The following is a 22427-nucleotide window of genomic DNA, read 5'->3' as shown; positions in this document are numbered from 1 at the left end:
TTCAATAAACTTTCTGTATGATCAATAATAATCGGCGTTACAAAGAATTCTACCAACTATATTTGACTATTAAACCTAAAAAAAACAGCCAGGAATCTTCTGGTAACAACCGGCATGGTCTATCTCGTTTTAATTACCCTATTATCGCTTTCTCCGTTTCTGAAAATTCTGGAATTTAAATGGTCTCATCAAGATTGGAAACCTGTGAATGCCCAAATGATACAGCCATTGGCTTCCTGGGACTCAGGATATAGGCGAAAAGGAAATTCTTACGTCAATATTGATTACGAATATCAGTTTAACGGAACAACGTATAAAAAATCGGAGACTGAAGCTTTACACAAATATTATCCGTTTTGGAACAGAAAAAAGAGCCGTGAGCTGGTGGATGAATTTTCAAAATCGGTTTCAGAAAAAATACAGAAAAGGGATTATCTTATTCTCATCAATCCTGATCAACCTCAGAAAAGCAAACTGTTTTTATCCACCGATCTGTTTTATTTTCAGGGTTCATTATTTTATGATATGGTAACAGGTCTGGCTGTATTCATACTGACCTTTTTAGGAATCATCGGAGCTGTTCTTACATGGTGGTCGTTGAAGAGACAACAGAAATAAGGAGATGACCAGCCAGATCTGAAAAAATCTGTATTTTATCCGGTCTAACCGGGGTTTTTTAATAATTTTGATCGTATCATGACAACCATTGAACAGCTTTATACTACTTTAGATCAGCGCAGACGTCCGGAAGATGTTGCAGAAATGATCGTTGATTTATTGAAAGATGGCCTGACAAAGTCTGAACATTCTGTTTTAGAAAAAGCAGCTCAGGGTTCGTTGAAAAGGAGTGTATATGGATATACTTCCATGCTCGAAACCTTCGGAACTGCCGTTGGTGCTGAAAAACAGATCACAAAAGCCATTGAAATTTTTAAGATCCGTGAAAACGAAAAATCAGATTACAACAATGCTGATAACATTGAACTGTTTTTAAATCAAATATCACCTCTGATCCGAAAATCTGTAGGACAAAATGATTTCAAATCGGACAGACTTAATAAAACAGAAAGAAAAGAAGCCGGGCTGGATATTTCCAAAAGGAATTACAATAAAAAGTGGCGCCTCCTAAAACGCATTGAAAAAAGACTGCACCAATATATTCAGGAATCCAAAAAAATTAAATTTCAGAAAATAGCTAAACATGGGCTTTCACACACCATCAGTCCTCAAGATTTTAATGCAGATCTGAACACGGCGTGTTTCATTGCCTATTTTAATGCCCGCAGTGGTCTTAGAAGCACATTTACCAACCAGAGTCAGGAAAGACCTTTTGATGAAATATGTGAAATGCTATTTAACCGATGCAAAGAAACCCTAGACAGAACCCAATGGCAGGCTGTTTCCCATATTTATATAACTGAAGAAGTGCTGAAGCATCTTACCGATGAGCAGAAAGGAAATCTGCTGGGAAAATGGACCTACATCCTTCAGGAAATTGCTGAATTTCTTGGAAAATTATGGGCTGAAAACGATATCAAAAGGAAAACAATGGCTGTACAGCGGGGCAACGATTCCACCACGTGGAACAATACCGCCGGAGCATGGAATAAAGCCAGAGACAGCTGGATGAATATCATCTACGCGTTGGGAATGGAATACATCCTGGAAGATCTAAGTTTTGGAAAAGTGATGCGTCTGATGGCTGCCGATGTCATCGCATGGCATTTATCCACCGGAGGCAAACTGGACCCCAATACAGAAGTCTGGAATACTGTACCTTTGCCGTGGGAGGTTTTTCAGGGGAAAGAATTCTGTAATAAAAAAATGATTGTGGAAGCCTGCAGAAAAGTAGGTCTTGATCCTGAAAAATCAGGTTGGATCGCACCACGGACTCATCAGGTCAGTCAGTTTACCCCAACACCCGAACTGGTACATGGAGTGACAGTATCCAATCCGTTTCTGGCTTCGGTTTTAAGAAAAAATAAGTATTTTTCGGGTAAGATCTGAAAATAGAACAATAAGATAGGTTAATTCAGTGGTAGAATTCCCGGCTCTTCACCCGGGTGGACGCAGGTTCGAGCCCTGCACCTATCCCATTTCTGATATAGCTCAGTGGCAGAGCACCCGGCTCTTCTTCCGGGAGGACACAGGTTCGAGCCCTGTTATCAGAACATGAAAGAAAATAAATACGACCATTCATCTTTTTTCGAACAGTATGAAAAAATGCTCCGCTCTCAAAAAGGACTGGAAGGGGCCGGAGAATGGCCTGCACTAAAAAAAATGCTGCCTGATTTTGCAGGAAAAGATGTTCTTGATCTGGGTTGTGGTTTCGGTTGGCATTGTCGTTATGCCATTGAAAAGGGAGCAAAATCTGTGATTGGGGTTGATCTTTCAGAAAAAATGCTGGAAAAAGCAAAAGTGATCAATCAACTGAATGGTATTGAATATATACGGAAAGCTCTTGAGGACCTGGAATATCCTTCAGAAAAATTTGACATCGTATTGAGTTCGCTGACCTTTCACTATGTAGAATCGTTCGACACTCTTATTCATCATATTTATCAGTGGCTCAAACCTGGTGGACATTTCGTATTTTCTGTGGAACATCCCGTTTTTACAGCACAGGGAAAACAGGATTGGACCTATGATGAAAATAATGAAAAACTGCATTGGCCCGTTGATCGTTATTTCTTAGAAGGAAAAAGAGACACCTCATTTTTAGGGGAAAATGTGATAAAATATCATAGAACACTGACTTCCTATCTGAATACTTTGCTGAAGCAGGGTTTCAAAATAAATGAACTGACAGAACCAGAACCCAGCAAAGAAATGCTGAAAGAATTTTCTGATATGAAAGATGAACTGCGCCGTCCCATGATGCTTTTGATCTCAGCAGAGAAATAACAGAAATCATTATGAATATTACGTGTGATCATTGTAAACAAACATTTACAGCATCCGGAGAACAGGCCTCTTTTATTCTGGATTCGCAGAAAAAAGGAATGCGGTTTATCATGCTGGAATGTTCTTCCTGTTATAACGGCTTCCCTCTGAATCCACAAACCATGGATCCGCCTGACCCACAGAAAGCTACGGATGAGGATCATTTGAGATGTCCCATCAGCTCCTGCTATGGCCTGATTTCTTATGTAGAAGACGAAAAACCATTCTGGGGTTGTGGTGAATGCGGAACAGTATGGTTTACCCAAACGGATCTGTTTGAAGCCATCGGAAACAGCATTGAAAAACACCCTTACCGTGCAAAAGTCTATACAAAAAAAGGAAATACTTTCCTCCCTGTTCCCTTAGCCAATGAACCGGAAAACTACGAAGAAACCGTAGCTCAGGAATAAAAATCTGAAAAGTCAATAAAAATTTAATTATCATCTAAAATTATACATCATGTTACTAGCGATCTTACTTCCCTTTCTGTCCTTTATAATCCGTGGAAAAATTCTTACCGGAATTGTCTGTCTTATTTTACAGATTACACTTATTGGTTGGCTTCCTGCTGCCATCTGGGCCGCTTTATCCTTAAACAATGCAAGAGCAGACCGACGCAATGAAAAACTGATTAAGGCGGTGAAACAGAATCAAAGATAATTTTTCTTTTTTACGAAATCACTATAGAGTATAACATAGTAATGATAATTATTTATATCTTTGCATAACAAAATAATAATTATGATTACTATAAAACTTTTTTCAATCTTTCTGTTGCTTTTTTGCAGCACCATCGATGCTCAACTCCAGGAAAAAAAGATAGACAGCCTAATCACTACCGAATTCAATGATCCCAACGGACCCGGAGGTGCATTTATGATTTCTCACAAAGGAAAAACCATCTACCGCAAAGCATTCGGAAAAGCGAATCTGGAGCTGAACGTGAACATGACTCCTGACAACGTTTTCCAGATCGGTTCTATGACCAAGCAGTTTACATCTGTGGCAGTCCTTATGCTGGAGCAGCAGGGAAAATTAAATGTTAACGACCCAATTTCAAAATACATCAAAGACTATCCTTCAGGGGACAAAATTACCATCCATCATCTGTTGACCCATACTTCGGGAATCAAGGATTTTACAAAAATGAAAGCAATATCCACCATCGCCCAAAAGGAAATGAAGCCTGAAATGATGGTTGATTTTTTCAAAAATGAACCTGTAGATTTTGCTCCGGGAGAAAAATTTGAATATAATAATTCGGGATATGTGGTGTTAGGATATATCATCGAGCTGGTTTCAGGGCAGACCTATGAAGATTTCATCAAAAAAAATATCTTTGAAAAAGCGGGTATGACCCATTCTTATTATGCCACAGACCGTCAGATTATTCCGAAAAGAGCGTACGGATATCATCAGAAAGAACATGGATTTGTTAACAAAACAGTGATCAACTTCAGTGTTCCTTTTTCATCCGGTTCTTTAATGTCAACGGTAGATGATATGCTGAAATGGCAAAAGGCTTTGAATCAAAACACCCTTCTCAATCCGGCAGAAACTAAAAAAGCATTCCAGAAATACAGACTGAACAGCGGAGAAGAATTCACTTATGGTTACGGATGGCACCTGAAAGACATCAACGGAAGTCCGGACAGGGAACATGGCGGAAGTATTTTCGGATTTAAAAGTATGGGCGTCTATATTCCCGGTGAAGATATTTACGTGATTGGATTGAGCAGCTGTGACTGCCACTCCCCCACGGAAATCACCAGAAACATTGCAAAGATTGCATTGCAGTCTGTTAAAAAATAATCCATCGAATGAAAATTACAATCCCCATATTAAATTTCTTATTGTTTTCTTTCGCCTGAGGAATTTCTTATCACTAAAACAGATCGTATTTTAACCAATTAATATCTTTTTATGTATCTGGTTTACAAACACTATAGAAACGCGCCGATCTGAAAAAGTAAATAAATTTGTACATCGGATAATGAAGTAATATCTTTATATCCCAATCCATTGATATGAAAAGAATTTCACAAATATTATTATTTTTAGTAAGCAGTTCAGCATTTTCTCAAACTCAGTTTAATATTCAACTGACGGCCCCTGCATTTGAAAAAGATTCTCTGTTATTGGCGCCTCCGCCCACTTCAAGAAACATCATTTCAGTGTACAGTCTGAATTTAAATGCGGACCAGAAAAATGTTAAATCTATTGGAAATTCAAAGGGAGCACTCATTAAAATCCAGCCTCAGGATAATACCATCAGTGGAAATATTCCCTGCCCCATGCCTATGATCATGATGGGGCCGAAAGAAGATAAAAAAGGATTCCAGCAGTCTAAGATGTTCTTCATTGAAAACGGAAATTTAAAAATCCAGGTCGCAGACAAAAACTTAACATTGGTGATACCACCGGATGCGGCCATCAATACCGATTATAAAAAGCTGAAAGAATATCTTCAACAGGCAGACGAAAAACTCAGACCGTTTGAGCAAAATAATCCCGCAGATCTTGAAAATAAAGAAAAACTATTAAAAACATACATCAAAAAAAATCCCGAATCATATCCTGCGTTTTGGGAAATCATAGATGTTTTTTCAAAGTATGGTTTTCATAAAAATTATCTGACCGATCTTCCCTTATTTTCAAAAAAAATAAAAGCATCTTCCTGTTTTAAGGATTTTGAAAAAATATTAATCCTTGAAAATTCGACCAATGTAGGGGGAAATTTTCCTGAGATTGATTTCGGTTCGGAGCGAAAAATTACAAAAGCAACCTTTTCCGATTATAAAATCACTCTGGTCGACTATTGGTCTACCAGCTGTAAACCTTGTATTAAAGAACTTCCGGAACTTGTTAAGCTGTATGAAAAGTACAAAGACAAAGGGGTGAATTTCATCAGTGTAGCAGACGATAAAACGCAGCAGAGAATGGATCTGGCCAATAAAATATTCAAGGAGAATAATGTCACCTGGAAAAGTTATTTTGACACAACAAAAGAATTCACCAGGAAGCTCAACGCCGGAGGATATCCACTTTTCATCATTGTAGACCGTAGCGGAAAGATTGTTTCAAAAGAACTGGGCGGGCAGGAAACGCTGGATGCTGTCATAGAAAAGCATTTGAAATAATTAAGGCTTGGAAGAGGGAGGATGGAAGTTACTTTTGGGCATTAATTTAAAACTTAGAGTCTTTTCGTTTTGTTGTAGGAAGTATGTGTTCCGGAACTTTTGCAATTGAAAGCAGAACAACAATCAGGCAAATAATGTTCACAGCCAAAGCAATCGAGAAAGCTTGGTGATAATGTTGTGGAGAAGGTTTTGTTCCGACAAAATAATAGAAAACACTTCCCACGACAATAATTCCTACGATAGCAGCTGCCTGCACAAAGGTATTGTAGACTCCTGAAGCATTTCCCGCTAATGTTGATGGCAGCCCGGACAGCGCAATATTCGCCAATGAAGGGATAATGGAACCCACGCCGATTCCGTGGAAAAAAAGCAAAAGACAGAGCACAAAAAATGGTGTTTCCTGATCAAATAAAAGGATCTGCAAAATCAGAACCATCATAATCAAAACCAATCCGGTCATCAAAAACTTTTTACCGTATCTTAAAATAAATCTCGCAGAAAACACAGAAGCCAGAATAAAACCGATGCCCTGAAAAACAATGATTTCTCCTGCCGCCATAGACCCGATTTGCAGTCCATCCTGGAAAAAAAGGGAAAGAATATAAAAATAGGAATCCAGCATAATGAAGAAAAAAGAAACGGCGAGTATTCCAAGATTGAAGTTTTTATAGCTGAATACATTAAAATCCATCAGATAAGATTTCCCTTGCTTTAACCTCATCTTTTGATTTTTAACAAAACAGATTAAAATAAGTATTGAAATTACGGACAGTAATAAGCTTTTGATCTGAATTCCCTGGTGTTCAGACATGGTAAGTGCGTAGGTAAAACAGAAAAGCCCGGAAGCCAAGATTGCTACTCCAAAGAAATCAAAAGTCTTTTTTTCAACTGATATTTTAGATTCTTTCAATACTTTTTTGCTAAAAAAAATAGCCAACAGACATACAGGAATATTGATCAGAAAAATAAGTCTCCACGATTCTTCCATCCAGGTTACCGATGAAAAATAACCGCCCAGGAACTGACCTAAAATGGTTCCTGCTCCAATGGTAATTCCATACCAGCCCATCGCTTTTGTTCTTTCTTCATGCGCTGTAAACAGAATCTGTATCATAGAAAGAACCTGCGGAGACATCATCGCCGCACTGATTCCCTGAATAAAACGGGAGATCACGAGAACTTCCGGTCCCACCGAAATTCCGCATGCCACCGAGCTCAACATAAAAAATACCAGACCTATCATGAAAATCTTTTTTCTCCCGTACAAATCGCCCAACCTTCCGCCTGTGATCAGGAATGATGCAAAACCAATGAGATAAGATGCGATCATCAGCTGCATTTCTCCGTTTGAAGCATGAAGATCACTCTGTATGGACGGAATGGAAACATTGATGATGAAGATATCCATGATCGTCAGCAGTTGACCGGATAATATCACGATCAATTTCAAATATTTAGCATTCATTTTTATATAGATATATCTATTTTAATTAAGAAAAAAAATTAAGACAACTGTGCCTTAATCATTTTTTGGATCAGATCAAAAGAATCTGCGTTTTTACTGATCGTAGAAGTGACTACAGCGCCTTCTATTAAAAGAAAAATCTGTTCTGTGAGTATATCAGTATCAATATTCTTTTTACTTTCAGCATATTCATTCACTAATGTTCGGATCATTTCTTTCTGTTTGTCTTTATGCTGTCTGGCAAAATCAGAAACTGCAGAGCTGCTGTCTCCTACTTCGGCTACAATTTTTATAAAATGACAACCTGCAAATTTTGAGGATTGCTGTAATTTTTTTCGGTAATCAACCAAAGAAAGTATTTTTTCTGCTGCATCAGAAATTTTTACGGAATGTTCTTCAAAACCTTTAAACCATTCTACTTCCTGTTTGATCAAATAAGCCTGGAGAAGATCATTCTTGGATGAGAAATGATTGTACAGTGATCCGATAGCAATATCTGCCTCAGCAATGATTTGATTAATTCCTGTTGAATTGAAGCCCTGTCTGTAAAACAGCTCCGAAGCCACCCTGATAATCCTTTCCTGTACTTTCTCTTTTTTCATCCCGAAATTTTTACAAATGTAGCTAAAAAATAGATAAGTCTATCTATTTTATTGTTTTTGAGTTTCTGTATCTTTATTCGCAATTAAAATTTCAGAAGATGACTCAACTCTATGGAAAGGTAAAATCAGTAAAGAAATACAGTTCGGGAGAACTAAAGACTGAAAGTATGTATACCCCTGAAGGTGCAATTTCTGAAATTAAACTGTATAAAAAAGGCATTCTGGACAGTATTGAAAAGAGGTATGAAAAGGAAGGTATGGAGGTTAAAGAAATTCACCGTTTGGGAGAAAATACACCTAAAATGATTCTATGTCATTACCAAGATTCATCGGGGAACCGGAACCGGACAGAATACTATGACACTGATTTTAATGTATTGGAAAAAAAAGACTTCGGAAAAACCTCAACAGAATATAATGCAACGGGAAAACTAATCAGCTTTTCAAAGGATGGGACTATCCTTTTTCAAAAACAATTTAACACATCTCATCAGGCTCTTGAAGAGGTTTCGTTTTCAGATTCAGGAGAAATCATTTATATCGTTAAATATTTTTATCATGAAAATACAATAACAAGAAAATCATTTGATGCTGAAAAAAGATTGGTCAAGCTAAGGCATCTGATTATAGATGAAAAGCAACGGATTTTACAAAGTTTTAAGTTTTCCAGGGAAGAAATTGGTACTGACTGTATTGATTATTATGAAAGTTATCATGCCGAGCATATGACCAGGATTACGATGGATGATTTGAAAAACGTCAGCAATGAAAACCTACCTGAGACATCAAAAATCCCATTGGATGAAACATCGCCTTACACCATCGTTATTAAAGGTCTCCTCAACGAATTCAGGTACAATTTGGAAGGTAAAGAGCTTCCGGGACAACCTTCTATTGATTTTTTTGTTGAGCTCACCGATGTAACCTATGACGACGCCGACCGTGAAGTTTCTAATGAAAAATATGTCTACTGGCCAGATTTTAATGAAAAAGAGTTAACTCTTATTGAATACAATGCCAATACATACAATAATCAAAACCTCCTGATAGCTCACTGCTACAGTATAACTGAAAAGAATCATGATTTCGGAGGAAGTTATCAATATGCCTATGAATTCGATGCTGAAAACAGAATCATAAAAAAGATCACTACAGGTGACAGCAACTGCGTTACTCATATTTCATATGAAAATGGAAACCGGATTGAAACGCAGTACGATGAAGATGATGATCTTAAAATCACTCATATTTTTGATATGCATAACAATCTGATCTATTATGAAGATGCATCGGAGAAGAGAAACAGAATGTGGTCTAAGTCATATGAAATTACTTATTATTGATGGGGATTATTTAGGTTTTGGCTAAAGCCAAATGATATATTTTTTTGTTGAATGGGCTAAAGCCCATTTCTATTGAATATTATTCCGTTTTATTATCTATTTATCATTTCCATTTTAACTCCGTAATTTTATACTTTATTTCAAAGAATGGGCTAAAGCCCATTCCTATTGAATATTACACTGCCTTATTACGAGCTTCCCTTTTCATTTTAAAAATATCTCTGCAATTTCATATTCTCTTTCAAAATATACGGAATGGGCTAAAGCCCATTTCTATTGAATAGTATAGTGCCTTATTATGATCTTTCCTTTTCATTTTAAAAATATCTCCGTAATTTTCATACATTATCCAATATGTATTAATGAAAAAATTAATGATTAAGAATAGAGAAATTTCGTTTGTACGATTTTTATATTGTACTACTCTCCTTTTACTGCTATTATCCTGTACCTCAAAAGAAAAAAACAGGACTCCTTCCAACCCCGTTGTTTACTTCGAAATTCCTGTAAATGATATGAAACGTGCCGAGCAGTTTTATACGAATGTTTTTAATTTCAGTTTTGAAAAAGAAGATATTGATGGTTATGAAATGTCTTTATTTCCCTTTGAAGAAAAAAGCAGTGGCATTACCGGCGTATTGGCAAAAGGAGATGTCTACAAACCAACAAAAGATGGAATTATTATTTATTTTAAAATAGAAAATATAGATCAATCATTGGCGAAGGTGCTTCAGAATGGCGGGAAAATACTCTATCCTAAAAAAGTTAATGAAAAGTACGGATTTGCAGTTGCTGAATTTGAAGATTCTGAAGGAAACCGGATTGCACTTCATGAAACCATCAAAAATGATTAGTCATTCACTGCATAATATTTTTAATTTTAATCGTTACATATTTCGTATCTTTAGGTACCATATTGGAAAAAATTGTGTGGTATCAAGCAATGGCAGAAGAACTTTATTTCATCAAAACGAATCCGAATATTGCTAAAATCAATTTGTACAATAAACTCTGCCGTGAGGAGGAAAATATTCTGAATTTTCTTCAGCCTGATGCCAAAGTAAGCCTTGAAATTATAAAAAATAAAGTAAAAGATTCTGTGGAAGAACTTTCCAAAGAGGAGCTTTCAAGTATTTTTACCTGGTTCAGTAATGCTTACCCAACGGATAGTGAAGAAGCCAAAACCCAGCTGTTCATCCATGGTCTCGATCTTTTCTACGAAATCCCTAAAGAAGAAAATGTACAGTCTTTTCAGGAAATTCTTTCAGATTACGAAAAGTATTCCAAACAGAAGCTGGATTTCAGGGTGAATTCTCAAAACTTCAATCAGTTTCTGATCTACGGCCTTTTTTTCACAGACATTGCACTCAAAGAAAAAGGAAGCTGTGCGGTACTTTCCCATTATTTAAAAACGGAACATCCGGCTTTGTATGCCCTTGCAGAAGAACAATTTCATGCAAAAGGCTCCGGGCAAAGTAACGATCTTGCGTTGCAGCATTATTTCGGAGAGCTTTATGACCTGACGAAATATTATAAGGGATCTATTATTCAGCTTTACACTCCATAAAAAGAGGCTTTTTCAAGCCCCCAGAATATTTTTATTTTTCATCAGATAATCCAATGCTTCTTTTACGGCCTGCTCAGGACTTTTAGGATTGAATCCCAATTCATTTTTGGATTTGGAAATATCAAAATCCTGCTGAAGTCCGGAGAACATCGCAATGTCTTTTCTCGTCAATAAAGGTGGTTTTCTACTCAATTTGGCGGTCAGCTCCATCATTCCTGCAATAGCATATAGTAAAGGTTTAGGAACTGAACCCGGTACTTTTAAATTCAGTTCGGGATATAATTTACTGGCTAAAACAGTGGTATCTGTGATTGTCATACACTTTTCATTAGCTAAAATATAGCGCTCACCGGTCCGTCCTTTTTGGGCAGCGAGATAGCATCCTTCTGCTACATCTTTTACATCGATCCAATTCAGGGTAATCTTTGTATCGACTGGGATTTCTTTGTTCAGAATAAGCTTCAGGATATTGTAGGAAACATTCAATGGAAAAAAAGCGTCGCTGCCAATCATTGCGGAAGGCATAACGGAAACCAGTTCAATACCCAGCTTGTGCGCCAGTTCGAAAGCCAGCTTTTCGCCGTCATTTTTAGAATTGTAATACATATCCCTTCTATCCGGATTGTAGCCGCCGTTTTCTCTTGCCGGGAGTTTTGAATAATTTAAAGCAGCAATTGAGCTCACATACACTATTTTCTTTACACCGGCTTCAGCTGCCGCTTCTATCGTATTGCGGGTGCCATTGATGTTCACATCATAGATTTCTTTTTTTGGATCTTTTGCCCACAATTTAAAGGAAGCGCCTACTGCATAAAAAGTTTCTACACCCTGAAGTGCTCGTACAAAAGAAGCTTTATCCGTGATATCGGCCTGCACCACCTCGCAGTTCAGCCCTTCGAAAGGTTTTGTATTGTTCGGATTTCTTACCGCTGCCCGTACAGGAATACCTTTTTTCAATAAAAGCCGTACTACATTATTCCCCAAATGTCCGTTGGCCCCTGAAACCAGAGCCAGATTGTTCTTTATCATTGCATTGATTTTAATGCTGTAAAGTTCACCTTCCCTGCTCCTGAACCACTTGACTTTTGTTAGTTAATCTGAAAGTTATGGGGTACGGGTTTGAGAGTATGTAGTGTAGGGTTTTGTTGCTTGTTGACAGTTGCTACTTCAAACCGCGAATCCCGCATCCCGAAACTTTATGACTTACTGAAAATTAATGTAAAAGTCTCATGTCTGAAATCTGATGTCTGTTATCTGACCTCTAAAATCTTAATTCACCATTCACTTGCGAAGTAAAATTGACCATTGACTTATTAAAAATAGTCTGAAATCTGATGTCTCATGTCTCATGTCTGAAATCTGGCATCTACTTAATTATTCTCTTCCGGATCCTGCTGAGACTTTCCGGTTTCATTCCCAAAAAAGAAGCGATATACTGAATGGGAACATTCTGAATGATCTCCGGATAATTTTCTATCAGTTTAAGATACCGCTGTTCTGCATTCAGGACCGATAGTTCTCTGGAACGGTTTTCATTATAAGCAATAGACTTCTGAAACACGGAAATACTGAAATCTTTCATCGTCTGACTGGTGCTGACCAGCTTATCAAGATTTTCTTTAGTAATTCTTAAAAGGTTACAATCCGTAATACACTGTACATGATCTTCAGATCTGGTCTGGCTGATAAAATGGGTATAAGACGTGAAAAATCCGGGAGGACAGTTGATATGTGTCGTGATTTCACTGCCGCCCTCATCCATATAAAACAGTCTGAGATATCCGGAAACAATGTAGTACAGATGTTCGGGGATATTTCCGGCCTCCTCCAGGACTGTGTTTTTTGAATAACTGACTGGTTCAAAGTACAGTTTAACCGTTTCAATTTCATCAGAACTGAAATTAAAATCAGAATTCATCTCCTGTAAAAGCCTGTCATGCATGATGAAATATTTTTCGGAATATCTGACAAAAATAGCCAAAACAAAACCTGCTTTATTCAAAGTTTCTCTGTTTTTTCCAACTTTTTATGTAATGCCACCACCTGGTGAACTGTTATATATGAAAAGCAAACCATGAACCGAAAGATTATTCTTCTTTTAAGTCTTGTCTCATCCACTTACTTTTTCGCGCAAAGCATAGAAGGAAAAGTTACCGACCTGCAGAACAAACCTGCCCCGGAAACTGAGGTCCTCATCACAAAAGCGGACACCAAATTTTCAGCAATCACAGACGAGAACGGAATGTTTAAAATTCCATTAAAAGAAGATGGAAACTATATTCTTGAAATTATCAGAGACGGGGTAAAAACCAATAGTGAAACTATTACCGTAAAAGGAAATTCGAAAAAAGATATTCAACTGAAAGAGGCTCCGGTAGAGCAGAAACTGGAAGGAGTCACTCTTACTGCCAGAAAAAAATTATTTGAACGAAAGGTAGACCGACTGGTCTTCAATGTAGAAAATTCTGTAGCTTCACAGGGAATTGATGCCGTAGAAGCGCTTGCAAAAACCCCAATGGTTCGTGCCACGGATGATGCGATCAGTATCGCCGGAAAAAGTAATGTCGCTGTCATGATCAATGACAGACTTTTGAATCTGAATGGCCAGGAGCTTATCAATTATTTGAAAACCATCCGTTCAGACGATATTCTAAAAATAGAAGTGATCACCACACCGCCTGCCAAATATGAAGCGGAAGGAAAAAGCGGACTGATCAATATTGTCCTTAAGAAAAATTCGAGTCTGGGCTGGAACGGTTCTATTCAGACTTCGGGAAGTTCTTATTGGGGAAGACCTACGACATCCACCAGAAGTGGCGCTACTTTTAATTACCAGGGAGAAAAACTTTCGATTACCAGCAACTTATCTATCGGTGACAATTATTGGGAAAACCGTTCTTATAATTATCTTACCGGAACTACAGACAATAATTACTGGAAAACAAACAGTACCAACATCAACAATTATCGCTATAAAGGAGGTGGCTTAAAGGGTGAATATAAAATCAATGATAAAAATCTGATTGGATTCAATTACAACTATTCTTTCAGTAATCCGATTGAAAGGGGCGAAAGCAAAGCTAGTATCTTTGACAAAGACGGTTATCTGGATGTTGCGTCAAATTTCAATAACAGAAACCGCAGAAATATTCATAATGCCAGTGCGTTTTATGATGTGAAAATTGATTCTTCGGGAAGTAAGCTAAGCTTAACCGCGAATATGATGCTCAATAATTCCAATGCGAGGAATTTCTATAATACCATTACTTCAGACATCGTTTCCACTTTTGCGAATCCGGTGAGTGAGTACAGAATTTATTCCGGTCAGGCAGATCTTGAGAAGAATTTTGGTAAGATTAAAACAGAAGCCGGACTGAAGTATACGAAGATCAAAAATGATTCTGAATTTAATTTCTTCAACATTGAGAATGATCAGTATATTCTTAACACAAAAAGAACGAATACTTTCTTTTACAACGAACAGAACTACGCGGCTTATGCATCAGCCAATTTTAAGATCAATGATAAATGGGACGCCAAGGCAGGGCTTCGCTATGAATATACAAGTCTGGAAGGAATCTCCATGAATGATGATTCTTCCGCGAAAATCAAATACGGGAAACTTTTCCCTACGGCTTACATCAGTTATAAGCCGAACGAAAATCACGCGTTTTCCATCAATTATTCAAGAAGAATTTCAAGACCGTACTTCGGAAATCTGAATCCGTTTAAATTTTATGTTTCAGAATTTGAGTACAGTACTGGAAACCCTTATCTGTTGCCGTCGTTCTCGGATAATATGGAGTTCGGATATGTCTTAAATAATAATTTTAATGTCACTTTGTACTATAACAAAACCAAAGATGACTGGGACCGAATTCAGGTAGTGGAAGGGAAATCGAAATACAGTATTGTAAAAAATTTCTTTAATGAAGATCAGACCGGAATCAATATCAGCTATAATTACAACAAGCTGAAATGGCTGGAATCCAATGTTTTTGTGAATGCTTTTTATTCCAAAACAAAATCTTATGATCCAACGGCAATAGCTGCACCAAAGGGATACAGCGCCAATTTTAATGTTGATAATAATTTCTTCCTGAATAAAAGCAAGACCCTTACTTTAATGCTGGGACTTTGGAGCAATCTCCCGAACAGAGACGGAAATACTTATTATTTTGCCAATACATCCGTTTATACCGGAATGAAACTGAATCTGATGGAGAAAAAACTTCTGATCAACTTGTATGTGAATGATATTCTGAACACCAACCGAAACAAAGGAATAGAATATTATCCGAACTATGACGTAGAATACTACAGTAAAGGCATCACCCGAAACCTCTATCTTTCCGTAACGTATAAATTCGGGAACAATAATGTGAAAGGAGCTACGAAAGAAGTAAAATTTGAAGAATCCAAGCGGGCAGGCGGAGGAAATTAAACTTTATTTTATAATTTTAGAAGCAGATATATTTTGACCATGCTGCAACAAAAAATACTGACCTGCAGTCTCCTGATCTATACAGGACTTCTGCTGGTCTTCTGCTTTACATTATGGTTTGGTGAAATGCAAAAACCTTCATTTCATAAAATAATACACTATCCCTCCAGCCAGATAAGCCACAACATCCAAAATATCTCCTGTGAATCTTTCTGAAATCATCGGACAGACTACTTCAAACAAAATCGAAAGGTAGAATGTTGAAGACAGAATAAATTTTACATCAGGTTTCCAGTGATAGCCTAGAATATAATTCATCAAATATTCAATGAGATAAGCGTACATGGGAACCGTGATAAAATCAGTCAGATGATTGCTGATCACCGGAATAACAATTCCCTTTCTTCTCAGGAAAATAATCAATAGCCAGACGGCAAGTCCCAGCAGAAACCAGTAGGAAATTTTATTTTTCATCACATATGAAGTATGGCCATGATGAACCCGATGATGATCTGCAGGATTTTCACCAGCGTTTCCTGTACCTCTTTTCCTTTTTTAGAGTCACTATTTTTGGCAGTTTCATAATTGAATATTTTTTTTCCTTCCATCCCGGTAAATTTGATAAGGCAAAGATATAAAAATTAGAACAAATGTTCTAATTTTGAAATATGATTTAAAGTCTCTTATATTTGGATCATGAAAACCAAGGATAAAATATTATCAAAAGCATTGGAGTTATTCAATGAAAAAGGCTACAACAATATCACCACGAGGCATATTGCAGCCGATCTGAACATCAGTGCGGGAAATCTGCATTATCATTTTAAGCATTCAGAAGATATTATTAAGATCCTTTTTTCTGAACTGATCCTTAAAATGGATGTTTTAATGAATGATCTCCGAAAAATAGAAAACAAAACACTGGAAGACCTTTATCATTTTACTTTTTCAACGTATGAGGTTTTCTATTCTTTCCGTTTTATCTTCATGAATTTCTTTGATATTCTAAAAAAAATTCCAGTCATTGAATCCCAGTATGAATCTATTAACATCACCAGAAAAGATGAGTTCAGGGAAATTTTCGAAGGTTTTCAGAAAGATCATATATTCAGAAGCGATATTCCAGATTTTATCCTGGGAAGTCTTACCACACAGATCTTTATCATCGCAGACAACTGGCTGATCCACAACAGTCTTTCTTTTAAACTCAACAAAGATGAAGCGGTAAAGCATTATGCACTGATTCAGATGAATCTTTTTTATCCTTTGCTTACGGAAGATCAACAGAAACTTTACGAATTAAAATATATCAGCTAATCATGATCATCAGAAAAGGAACTCCCGGCGATCTTGCAGAAATGCGCACACTTTTTACAGATACCGTTACGACGGTCTGCCAAAACGATTACAGCAGCGATCAGATCAATGTATGGAAATCCGGGGCGGAAAATGATGAAAGATGGCTCGGGGTAATTGACAGTCAGTTGGTGATTGTAGCTAAAATAAATGGTCAAATGGCGGGATTTTGCACCCTCGATCAGGGAAATTATATTGATTTGCTTTTCGTTCATAAGGACTTTCAAAACCAGGGAATTGCCCGGAAAATGTATATCTTTATAGAACAGGAAGCCACCGTCCGGAAGGAAAAAACATTGGCAGCCGATGTCAGTAAAACAGCTAAACCTTTCTTTGAAAAAATGGGTTTTAAAGTCATCAAAGAGCAAACCGTCAATGTAAAAGGAATTGATCTTACCAACTATAAAATGGAGAAAGAATTAAATTAGAGTTATGAGTTATAAAGTACTTGCGAAGCAAAATTCACCATTGACTTACTAAAAAATCTTTACCATGCAGGAATTACACCCGGAATATCACCAGCTCAAAATATCAGTTCCACAGGAATTTGAAAGTGTATTCACGCATTTTTATTTCGCTGAAAACAGCTCTTCCGATTCTGTGACGAAAACCCTGCTTCCCTCCTATCAAACAATTATGCTATTCTGTTTTGGGGAAAATGTTTTTATGACCACTCAGGAAAATACAAAGGCAGAAGTGGACAAATGTGTTGTGCTGGGACCTGTACGACAAGCCTTTGATTATACATTGCCAGCGGGAAGTTCTATTCTGGTGGCTAATTTTAAAGACGATGCTTTTTACCGTTTCTTTGGAAAAGCCATGATCTCCAGCCAGGGCACTCATCCCGATGAACTTTTGCAGGACAATTGTTTTACGGAACTCTGGCATCAGATCTCTGATTTCGCTTCTCCACAGGAAAAAACTGCTCATATTCTTGAATTCTGCCGTCCTTATCTTCAGGATCAGGATGAGACAAGCCGCCTGCTGAGCAATTTTGAAAACATCAGTCTGAACCCTGTAAAAACCATCGCCGAACAGACTCGCCAAAGTGAGAGAAACATCCAGCTGAAGCAGAAAAAACAGTTTGGTTATTCTTCCAAAGAGCTCTCCCGATACAGCCGTTTTCTCAAAGCAATTACCCTCATCGAAAAAGAACAGGAAAGTGGCAATAAGATCGAATGGTTCGCGATTATTAATGAATGCGGTTATTATGATCAGAGCCAGCTCATCCATGATTTTAAACATTTCATTAATATTTCTCCTTCTAAATACGTAAAGTTCCAGAAGGATATCTGCCGTTCCGGATCAGACTGATTCCATTTCGTTTTCTTACAATTTTTGCAGTTCCTGCTGCTCTACATTTGTCTCATTAATTTAAACAATAAAAACGATGAGACATTTAATCATTTACGCACATCCCAATGAAAACAGCCTGAACAACCGTTTGCTTCAAACCGTTATTGAAAGCCTGGAAAAAGACAACCACAACATACAGATAAGAGATCTGAACAAAATAGGATTTGATCCCGTTTTTTCACTCGAAGATATGCAGGGGCAGTTTGCCGGGAAAATTGCAGACGATGTAAAAACAGAACAGGATTATATTTCCTGGGCCGAACAGATTACGTTTATTTACCCCATCTGGTGGACCGGAATGCCTGCGATCATCAAAGGGTATATTGACAGGGTTTTTAGTTATGGTTTCGCGTACCGCTATGATCAGGGTGTACAGAAAGGACTGTTAAAAGGGAAAAAAGCAGTCATTATCAATACCCACGGAAAGTCTCACGAGGAATATGAACGTATGGGAATGGATAAAGCACTTACTCTGACTTCCGACAACGGGATTTTCCTGTACAGCGGCTTTGAAATCATCCAACACTTCTTTTTTGATAAAGCTGATAAAGCATCTTCCGGGGAAGTGGACATTTGGAAAGAACAAATCAGAAATACCTATTCCCAGCCGGTTTTTAACCTTTAAAATTAATAAAAATGGAAAAATCAGCAGCAAGACAGACCGTCAGACCTCTATTATTCAGGACTTATAAGCTGAGCAAAAAAATCATTAAATACACATTATTTATAACGATTCTTTATTTTGCTTATGAAGGATTTATGGCATGGAATTAGCTTCAAGAGCGATAAGTAAAATTGTTTTTGAAACCTTTATTTTAAACCATTAGGACTGATAAAATGTTAAGAACAGTAAGTTTTTTACAAATCTTAACTGATATGGAACTTTACAGCGGGTCTTAATGGTTTAGATATTGGATTATCATCAAAAAGCTTTTATATTTACATTATCAATGAAACATTTAAACAGCATATTGCGTCTTCCTTTTTTCAGTGCGTATTACTCCCCGACGAACCGTTCGGGAAGACTTCTATATCTGTAATTTAACAAGAATAATCAAATTTATATATAGAGCCCGGACAGCATTGTCCGGGCTTTTTTTGTTTTAAAAACCCAATCATTATGATCAATACATTACAAGAAAATGCAGCCATCATCCTACCGGAAAACGGTCTGGAACAAAAACTTAAACAGGCGGAACAGGAGAACAGAAAATTAGTTATCAAACTGGGATTTGATCCTACCGCTCCTGATCTGCATCTGGGTCATGCTGTCGTGCTTAAAAAACTGAAACAGTTTCAGGAACTAGGACATCAGATCATGATTGTAGTTGGAAGTTTTACGGCCAGAATTGGTGATCCGACCGGAAAAAACAAGGCCCGGAAACCGTTAAGTGTTGAAGACGTCAATCATAATGCCCAGACGTATATCAATCAGCTTTCGAAGATTATTGATGTGGAAAAAACCAACATTGTCTTTAATTCCGACTGGTTGGATGCCTTGAATTTTTCAGAGGTCATTCAGCTGATGTCAAAAGTCACCGTAGCTCAACTGATGCACAGAAATGATTTCAATAAAAGGTTTACAGAAAACACGCCTATTGCAATGCATGAACTTATATACCCAATTCTTCAGGGGTTCGATTCTGTACAGATTGAATGTGATATTGAAATGGGCGGAACAGATCAGCTTTTCAACTGTACTATGGGGAGACAGCTTCAGGAAGTCCATCAGATGTCAGCACAGGTGGTGATGTGCATGCCTCTTCTTAAAGGTCTTGATGGTAAAGAGAAAATGAGCAAATCACTAAACAATATTATCGGACTGACGGATGAACCTGATGATATGTTTGGAAAAACCATGTCGATCCCGGACAGTCTTATTGATGAGTTTATTGAACTTGCTACTGATTTCTCTACTGAGGAAAAGGCTGATTTACAATTAAAATTACAAAACGGCGAAAACCCGATGAACATTAAGAAACTGATCGCTAAAAACATCATTACTCAATACCATGATCGTGCCGCGGCAGAGCTTGCAGAAGAATTTTTCAGCAGTCAGTTTCAAAGCAAAAATTCTGAGGAGAAAGTCTATGAACCCGTTTCTTTGACTTCACTTCATTATAAAGAAAACATGATCACACTGGTGGAACTCTGCAGTGCGCTTAAAAGTGACCTCAGCAAATCAGCGGTGCGAAGAATGATCCAAAGCGGAGGCATTCAGATTAATCATATCAAAATAACGGATCCTGATGAAGAGATTGAATTACTCCCACAGACAAAGGTAAAAATAGGAAGAAGAGATTTTTTTGAACTCGTTTAAATCTTCAGATTCGTGAGGTAATTTTCAATATATTCGTTTTATTAAATAAAAGTGATGAGCTATATTATGGTCGATATTGAATCGGATGGTCCGATTCCCGGAGATTTCTCGATGATCTGTTTTGGTGCAGTCCTTGTGAATGAGGAACTGGATACTACTTTCTACGGAAAACTGAAACCTATTTCGGAAAAATTCAATCCTGATGCTTTGGCTGTTTCGGGCTTCAGCAGGGAGGAAACGATGCAGTTTGATGACCCAAAAGAAGTGATGCTGGCATTTGAAGAATGGATTGAGAAAAACTCCAAAGGAAGACCTATTTTCATCAGTGACAATAACGGTTTCGACTGGATGTTTATCTGCTGGTATTTTCATCATTTTACCGGAAAAAATCCTTTCGGCTATTCATCAAGAAGACTTTCTGACCTGTATTGCGGGCTGGAAAAAGACACTTTTGCCCAATGGAAACATCTCCGTAAAACAGAACACACGCATCATCCTGTAGACGATGCCAAAGGAAATGCAGAAGTTTTGCTGTATATGAAAAAAGAAATGGGTCTGAAAATAGGTTTAAAATAGTTGATTATACAATTGCGTGGGAAGAAATACTGAAATTTATATGTTCGATAAGGAGAAGGCGTCTGTCCGTCTCTATGAGGATCTGCAGCACAAAAAATTCCACACCAGAACATTTAAAACCTTTCTTGAAGACAGAAAAAAAGAAATTGGAAACTATGATATCACCTTTGAAAAAGTACTGGAAAAGGTCAAATGTGACATCAATACCATCACAGCCGATGAATTGTTTGAGATCAATCTTTTTCTCAGTGAAGAGGTATATTCAGAATATACAGGGAGCAATTATGCCACAAGTGAAAAACATCTCGGGGATTTGTATGACCATTATGGGCTTATCCTGTTGTATGAACTTCCTACCTCAACAGTTTGTACCAGCTATATGTTTCAATATGGAAACTACACCCATTATTTCCCCATTTACGAACTGGAGAATTATGAATCAGGGAATAATGATGGTGGCGTTAACATGGATTCAACAGATTTTTTAAAATTCAATGATTATATGATTCTTTTGATGAAAATGATTTTAGATAAAAAATTGGACGGTTATGAATATGACTTTACAAAAAGTGAAGAGGACATCATCCGGCGTATAACGACAGACCATCAAAACAATCTAATCCTGTTTAAAGAAATTGAAAGGGAATGTGATTTTATAAAGGAGTCTTCGGCTGATGAGAAAGGTCCTTATGCACAGGCCATCTACTATGCCTATGCTTTTTTTAAACAGTCCATCGAAATGAAACTGAGAATTGATGTGGAAAAAAATCCAAGAATCGTTATCTTAGATTCCTATTAATTCTTGGCGGATAACAACGATCCGGCTCAAAAAATGGATCTCCTATACAACTTATGAACACGACGATCACCTACAGAAAAGCTTCAGAAAACGATATCGATTATCTTCTTGATCTAAGAATAAAAACCATGAATCCGCACTACGCCGATTCCAATCTTCCAACGGATAAAGAAACAACACTTAAGAGAATCCAATATCAGTTCGACAAGGCCCATATCATCCTTTTAAACAATGAACCAGCCGGATTATTGAAGATCAACAGAGCCGATGATAAAACGGAAGTTCTGCAGCTACAGATAGATCCTGCCCAACAGGGTAAAGGGCTCGGAAAAACGATTTTAACAGATATTCTCAAGGAAGCTTCGATAGCAGGAAAAACAGTAGTCTTAAGCGTATTAAAAACCAATAAGGCTCAACATTTATATACCAGTCTGGGATTTAAGACTGTGAATGAGGATGAGCATTCTTTTTTTATGGAATTTCAAGGTGGCTTCGAGAACCTCAGCCACCTTTAGA

26 protein-coding genes and 2 tRNA genes are annotated in these 22427 nt (G+C 37.4%); 22 read left to right on the top strand and 6 right to left on the bottom strand.

From position 1 onward, the window contains the following. Positions 1–114 precede the first annotated feature (114 nt). The 9 genes from N0B48_RS13110 to N0B48_RS13070 all read left to right on the top strand — a co-directional run bounded on the left by N0B48_RS13110 (position 115) and on the right by N0B48_RS13070 (position 6083). A complete protein-coding gene (locus N0B48_RS13110; protein ID WP_259839234.1) occupies positions 115–618 on the top strand; it encodes a hypothetical protein in 504 nt (167 codons plus the stop codon). A 78-nt stretch (positions 619–696) separates the two neighbouring features. Continuing rightward, positions 697–2007 carry a hypothetical protein gene (locus N0B48_RS13105; RefSeq protein ID WP_259839233.1) on the top strand — a complete coding sequence of 437 codons (1311 nt, stop codon included), beginning with the start codon at positions 697–699 and terminating at the stop codon, positions 2005–2007. A 14-nt stretch (positions 2008–2021) separates the two neighbouring features. Continuing rightward, positions 2022–2094 (top strand) — tRNA-Lys (locus N0B48_RS13100). Positions 2095–2098: 4 nt separating this feature from the next. After that, positions 2099–2171: transfer RNA gene (locus N0B48_RS13095), tRNA-OTHER, on the top strand. 1 nt (position 2172) lies between these two features. After that, the gene (locus N0B48_RS13090) at positions 2173–2904 is read left to right on the top strand and encodes a class I SAM-dependent methyltransferase (protein ID WP_259839232.1); all 732 of its coding nucleotides are present in this window, start codon (positions 2173–2175) and stop codon (positions 2902–2904) included. An 11-nt stretch (positions 2905–2915) separates the two neighbouring features. Next, positions 2916–3353 carry a hypothetical protein gene (locus N0B48_RS13085; protein WP_259839231.1) on the top strand — a complete coding sequence of 146 codons (438 nt, stop codon included), beginning with the start codon at positions 2916–2918 and terminating at the stop codon, positions 3351–3353. Positions 3354–3402: 49 nt separating this feature from the next. Next, positions 3403–3603 (top strand): YqaE/Pmp3 family membrane protein, encoded by a 201-nt coding sequence (locus tag N0B48_RS13080; RefSeq protein ID WP_259839230.1) that lies wholly within the window; start codon positions 3403–3405, stop codon positions 3601–3603. Positions 3604–3684: 81 nt separating this feature from the next. Then, entirely contained in the window at positions 3685–4755 is a 1071-nt protein-coding gene (locus tag N0B48_RS13075) for a serine hydrolase domain-containing protein (RefSeq protein ID WP_259839229.1), read from the top strand. 215 nt (positions 4756–4970) lie between these two features. Further along, positions 4971–6083, top strand: a complete 1113-nt coding sequence (locus N0B48_RS13070; RefSeq protein ID WP_259839228.1) for a TlpA family protein disulfide reductase — start codon at positions 4971–4973, stop codon at positions 6081–6083. A gap of 46 nt (positions 6084–6129) precedes the next feature. Here N0B48_RS13070 and N0B48_RS13065 read toward each other — a convergent pair whose 3' ends face one another. Continuing rightward, positions 6130–7548, bottom strand: coding sequence for an MFS transporter (locus N0B48_RS13065; protein WP_259839227.1), 1419 nt, complete (start codon positions 7546–7548; stop codon positions 6130–6132). 38 nt (positions 7549–7586) lie between these two features. After that, the gene (locus tag N0B48_RS13060; protein ID WP_259839226.1) at positions 7587–8150 is read right to left on the bottom strand and encodes a TetR/AcrR family transcriptional regulator; all 564 of its coding nucleotides are present in this window, start codon (positions 8148–8150) and stop codon (positions 7587–7589) included. Between the two features lie 98 nt (positions 8151–8248). Here N0B48_RS13060 and N0B48_RS13055 point away from each other — a divergent pair, with 98 nt between their 5' ends. The 3 genes from N0B48_RS13055 to N0B48_RS13045 all read left to right on the top strand — a co-directional run bounded on the left by N0B48_RS13055 (position 8249) and on the right by N0B48_RS13045 (position 11060). Further along, entirely contained in the window at positions 8249–9493 is a 1245-nt protein-coding gene (locus N0B48_RS13055) for a hypothetical protein (RefSeq protein ID WP_259839225.1), read from the top strand. A 374-nt stretch (positions 9494–9867) separates the two neighbouring features. Then, positions 9868–10347 (top strand): VOC family protein, encoded by a 480-nt coding sequence (locus tag N0B48_RS13050; RefSeq protein WP_259839224.1) that lies wholly within the window; start codon positions 9868–9870, stop codon positions 10345–10347. A gap of 89 nt (positions 10348–10436) precedes the next feature. Then, positions 10437–11060, top strand: coding sequence for a hypothetical protein (locus N0B48_RS13045; RefSeq protein ID WP_259839223.1), 624 nt, complete (start codon positions 10437–10439; stop codon positions 11058–11060). Positions 11061–11072: 12 nt separating this feature from the next. On the opposite strand, the gene N0B48_RS13040 is transcribed toward N0B48_RS13045, so the two are convergent. Continuing rightward, positions 11073–12089: an NAD-dependent epimerase/dehydratase family protein gene (locus N0B48_RS13040; protein WP_259839222.1), complete on the bottom strand. Its 1017-nt coding sequence runs from the start codon at positions 12087–12089 to the stop codon at positions 11073–11075. Between the two features lie 337 nt (positions 12090–12426). Next, positions 12427–13062: a Crp/Fnr family transcriptional regulator gene (locus N0B48_RS13035; RefSeq protein WP_259839221.1), complete on the bottom strand. Its 636-nt coding sequence runs from the start codon at positions 13060–13062 to the stop codon at positions 12427–12429. Positions 13063–13134: 72 nt separating this feature from the next. Between N0B48_RS13035 and N0B48_RS13030 the strand changes: the two genes are divergently transcribed. After that, entirely contained in the window at positions 13135–15504 is a 2370-nt protein-coding gene (locus N0B48_RS13030; RefSeq protein WP_259839220.1) for an outer membrane beta-barrel family protein, read from the top strand. Positions 15505–15642: 138 nt separating this feature from the next. On the opposite strand, the gene N0B48_RS13025 is transcribed toward N0B48_RS13030, so the two are convergent. Beyond that, complete coding sequence (locus N0B48_RS13025; RefSeq protein WP_259839219.1) at positions 15643–15978, bottom strand: hypothetical protein; 336 nt, start codon at positions 15976–15978, stop codon at positions 15643–15645. Then, on the bottom strand, positions 15978–16112 hold the full coding sequence (locus N0B48_RS13020; protein WP_259839218.1) for a hypothetical protein: 135 nt from the start codon (positions 16110–16112) through the stop codon (positions 15978–15980). Before N0B48_RS13020 ends, N0B48_RS13025 begins: the two co-directional genes overlap by 1 nt. Before the next feature lie 88 nt (positions 16113–16200). Here N0B48_RS13020 and N0B48_RS13015 point away from each other — a divergent pair, with 88 nt between their 5' ends. The 9 genes from N0B48_RS13015 to N0B48_RS12975 all read left to right on the top strand — a co-directional run bounded on the left by N0B48_RS13015 (position 16201) and on the right by N0B48_RS12975 (position 22426). Continuing rightward, the gene (locus N0B48_RS13015) at positions 16201–16821 is read left to right on the top strand and encodes a TetR/AcrR family transcriptional regulator (protein WP_259839217.1); all 621 of its coding nucleotides are present in this window, start codon (positions 16201–16203) and stop codon (positions 16819–16821) included. 2 nt (positions 16822–16823) lie between these two features. Continuing rightward, complete coding sequence (locus N0B48_RS13010; protein WP_259839216.1) at positions 16824–17288, top strand: GNAT family N-acetyltransferase; 465 nt, start codon at positions 16824–16826, stop codon at positions 17286–17288. 64 nt (positions 17289–17352) lie between these two features. Beyond that, positions 17353–18174 (top strand): helix-turn-helix domain-containing protein, encoded by an 822-nt coding sequence (locus N0B48_RS13005; RefSeq protein ID WP_259839215.1) that lies wholly within the window; start codon positions 17353–17355, stop codon positions 18172–18174. A 76-nt stretch (positions 18175–18250) separates the two neighbouring features. After that, a complete protein-coding gene (locus tag N0B48_RS13000; RefSeq protein ID WP_259839214.1) occupies positions 18251–18841 on the top strand; it encodes an NAD(P)H-dependent oxidoreductase in 591 nt (196 codons plus the stop codon). A gap of 11 nt (positions 18842–18852) precedes the next feature. After that, positions 18853–18990, top strand: coding sequence for a hypothetical protein (locus N0B48_RS12995; RefSeq protein ID WP_259839213.1), 138 nt, complete (start codon positions 18853–18855; stop codon positions 18988–18990). Between the two features lie 346 nt (positions 18991–19336). Continuing rightward, the gene (gene tyrS / locus N0B48_RS12990; RefSeq protein ID WP_259839212.1) at positions 19337–20536 is read left to right on the top strand and encodes a tyrosine--tRNA ligase; all 1200 of its coding nucleotides are present in this window, start codon (positions 19337–19339) and stop codon (positions 20534–20536) included. A 54-nt stretch (positions 20537–20590) separates the two neighbouring features. After that, entirely contained in the window at positions 20591–21112 is a 522-nt protein-coding gene (locus N0B48_RS12985; RefSeq protein ID WP_259839211.1) for a 3'-5' exoribonuclease domain-containing protein, read from the top strand. 40 nt (positions 21113–21152) lie between these two features. Then, positions 21153–21911 carry a hypothetical protein gene (locus N0B48_RS12980; RefSeq protein WP_259839210.1) on the top strand — a complete coding sequence of 253 codons (759 nt, stop codon included), beginning with the start codon at positions 21153–21155 and terminating at the stop codon, positions 21909–21911. Between the two features lie 53 nt (positions 21912–21964). After that, a complete protein-coding gene (locus N0B48_RS12975) occupies positions 21965–22426 on the top strand; it encodes a GNAT family N-acetyltransferase (RefSeq protein WP_259839209.1) in 462 nt (153 codons plus the stop codon). The last annotated feature ends 1 nt before the right edge of the window (position 22427 follow it).

Origin of the sequence: Chryseobacterium herbae (assembly GCF_025154075.1) — a bacterium.
In the GTDB taxonomy this organism is placed as follows: Bacteria; Bacteroidota; Bacteroidia; order Flavobacteriales; family Weeksellaceae; genus Chryseobacterium; species Chryseobacterium herbae.
This window is presented reverse-complemented; position numbering and strand designations above follow the sequence as displayed.

Excerpts from the sequence above, each read along its gene's own strand:
- N0B48_RS12995 (WP_259839213.1), top strand. The coding sequence starts at position 18,853 with ATGGAAAAATCAGCAGCAAGACAGACCGTCAGACCTCTATTATTCAGG.
- tyrS (WP_259839212.1), top strand. The coding sequence starts at position 19,337 with ATGATCAATACATTACAAGAAAATGCAGCCATCATCCTACCGGAAAAC.
- N0B48_RS13045 (WP_259839223.1), top strand. The coding sequence starts at position 10,437 with ATGGCAGAAGAACTTTATTTCATCAAAACGAATCCGAATATTGCTAAA.
- N0B48_RS13030 (WP_259839220.1), top strand. The coding sequence starts at position 13,135 with ATGAACCGAAAGATTATTCTTCTTTTAAGTCTTGTCTCATCCACTTAC.
- N0B48_RS13070 (WP_259839228.1), top strand. The coding sequence starts at position 4,971 with ATGAAAAGAATTTCACAAATATTATTATTTTTAGTAAGCAGTTCAGCA.
- N0B48_RS13080 (WP_259839230.1), top strand. The coding sequence starts at position 3,403 with ATGTTACTAGCGATCTTACTTCCCTTTCTGTCCTTTATAATCCGTGGA.
- N0B48_RS12975 (WP_259839209.1), top strand. The coding sequence starts at position 21,965 with ATGAACACGACGATCACCTACAGAAAAGCTTCAGAAAACGATATCGAT.
- N0B48_RS13090 (WP_259839232.1), top strand. The coding sequence starts at position 2,173 with ATGAAAGAAAATAAATACGACCATTCATCTTTTTTCGAACAGTATGAA.
- N0B48_RS13110 (WP_259839234.1), top strand. The coding sequence starts at position 115 with ATGGTCTATCTCGTTTTAATTACCCTATTATCGCTTTCTCCGTTTCTG.
- N0B48_RS12980 (WP_259839210.1), top strand. The coding sequence starts at position 21,153 with ATGTTCGATAAGGAGAAGGCGTCTGTCCGTCTCTATGAGGATCTGCAG.
- N0B48_RS13005 (WP_259839215.1), top strand. The coding sequence starts at position 17,353 with ATGCAGGAATTACACCCGGAATATCACCAGCTCAAAATATCAGTTCCA.
- N0B48_RS13065 (WP_259839227.1), bottom strand. The coding sequence starts at position 7,548 with ATGAATGCTAAATATTTGAAATTGATCGTGATATTATCCGGTCAACTG.
- N0B48_RS13040 (WP_259839222.1), bottom strand. The coding sequence starts at position 12,089 with ATGATAAAGAACAATCTGGCTCTGGTTTCAGGGGCCAACGGACATTTG.
- N0B48_RS13025 (WP_259839219.1), bottom strand. The coding sequence starts at position 15,978 with ATGAAAAATAAAATTTCCTACTGGTTTCTGCTGGGACTTGCCGTCTGG.
- N0B48_RS13050 (WP_259839224.1), top strand. The coding sequence starts at position 9,868 with ATGATTAAGAATAGAGAAATTTCGTTTGTACGATTTTTATATTGTACT.
- N0B48_RS13105 (WP_259839233.1), top strand. The coding sequence starts at position 697 with ATGACAACCATTGAACAGCTTTATACTACTTTAGATCAGCGCAGACGT.
- N0B48_RS13075 (WP_259839229.1), top strand. The coding sequence starts at position 3,685 with ATGATTACTATAAAACTTTTTTCAATCTTTCTGTTGCTTTTTTGCAGC.
- N0B48_RS13085 (WP_259839231.1), top strand. The coding sequence starts at position 2,916 with ATGAATATTACGTGTGATCATTGTAAACAAACATTTACAGCATCCGGA.
- N0B48_RS13015 (WP_259839217.1), top strand. The coding sequence starts at position 16,201 with ATGAAAACCAAGGATAAAATATTATCAAAAGCATTGGAGTTATTCAAT.
- N0B48_RS13060 (WP_259839226.1), bottom strand. The coding sequence starts at position 8,150 with ATGAAAAAAGAGAAAGTACAGGAAAGGATTATCAGGGTGGCTTCGGAG.
- N0B48_RS13000 (WP_259839214.1), top strand. The coding sequence starts at position 18,251 with ATGAGACATTTAATCATTTACGCACATCCCAATGAAAACAGCCTGAAC.
- N0B48_RS13055 (WP_259839225.1), top strand. The coding sequence starts at position 8,249 with ATGACTCAACTCTATGGAAAGGTAAAATCAGTAAAGAAATACAGTTCG.
- N0B48_RS13010 (WP_259839216.1), top strand. The coding sequence starts at position 16,824 with ATGATCATCAGAAAAGGAACTCCCGGCGATCTTGCAGAAATGCGCACA.
- N0B48_RS13020 (WP_259839218.1), bottom strand. The coding sequence starts at position 16,112 with ATGGAAGGAAAAAAAATATTCAATTATGAAACTGCCAAAAATAGTGAC.
- N0B48_RS12985 (WP_259839211.1), top strand. The coding sequence starts at position 20,591 with ATGAGCTATATTATGGTCGATATTGAATCGGATGGTCCGATTCCCGGA.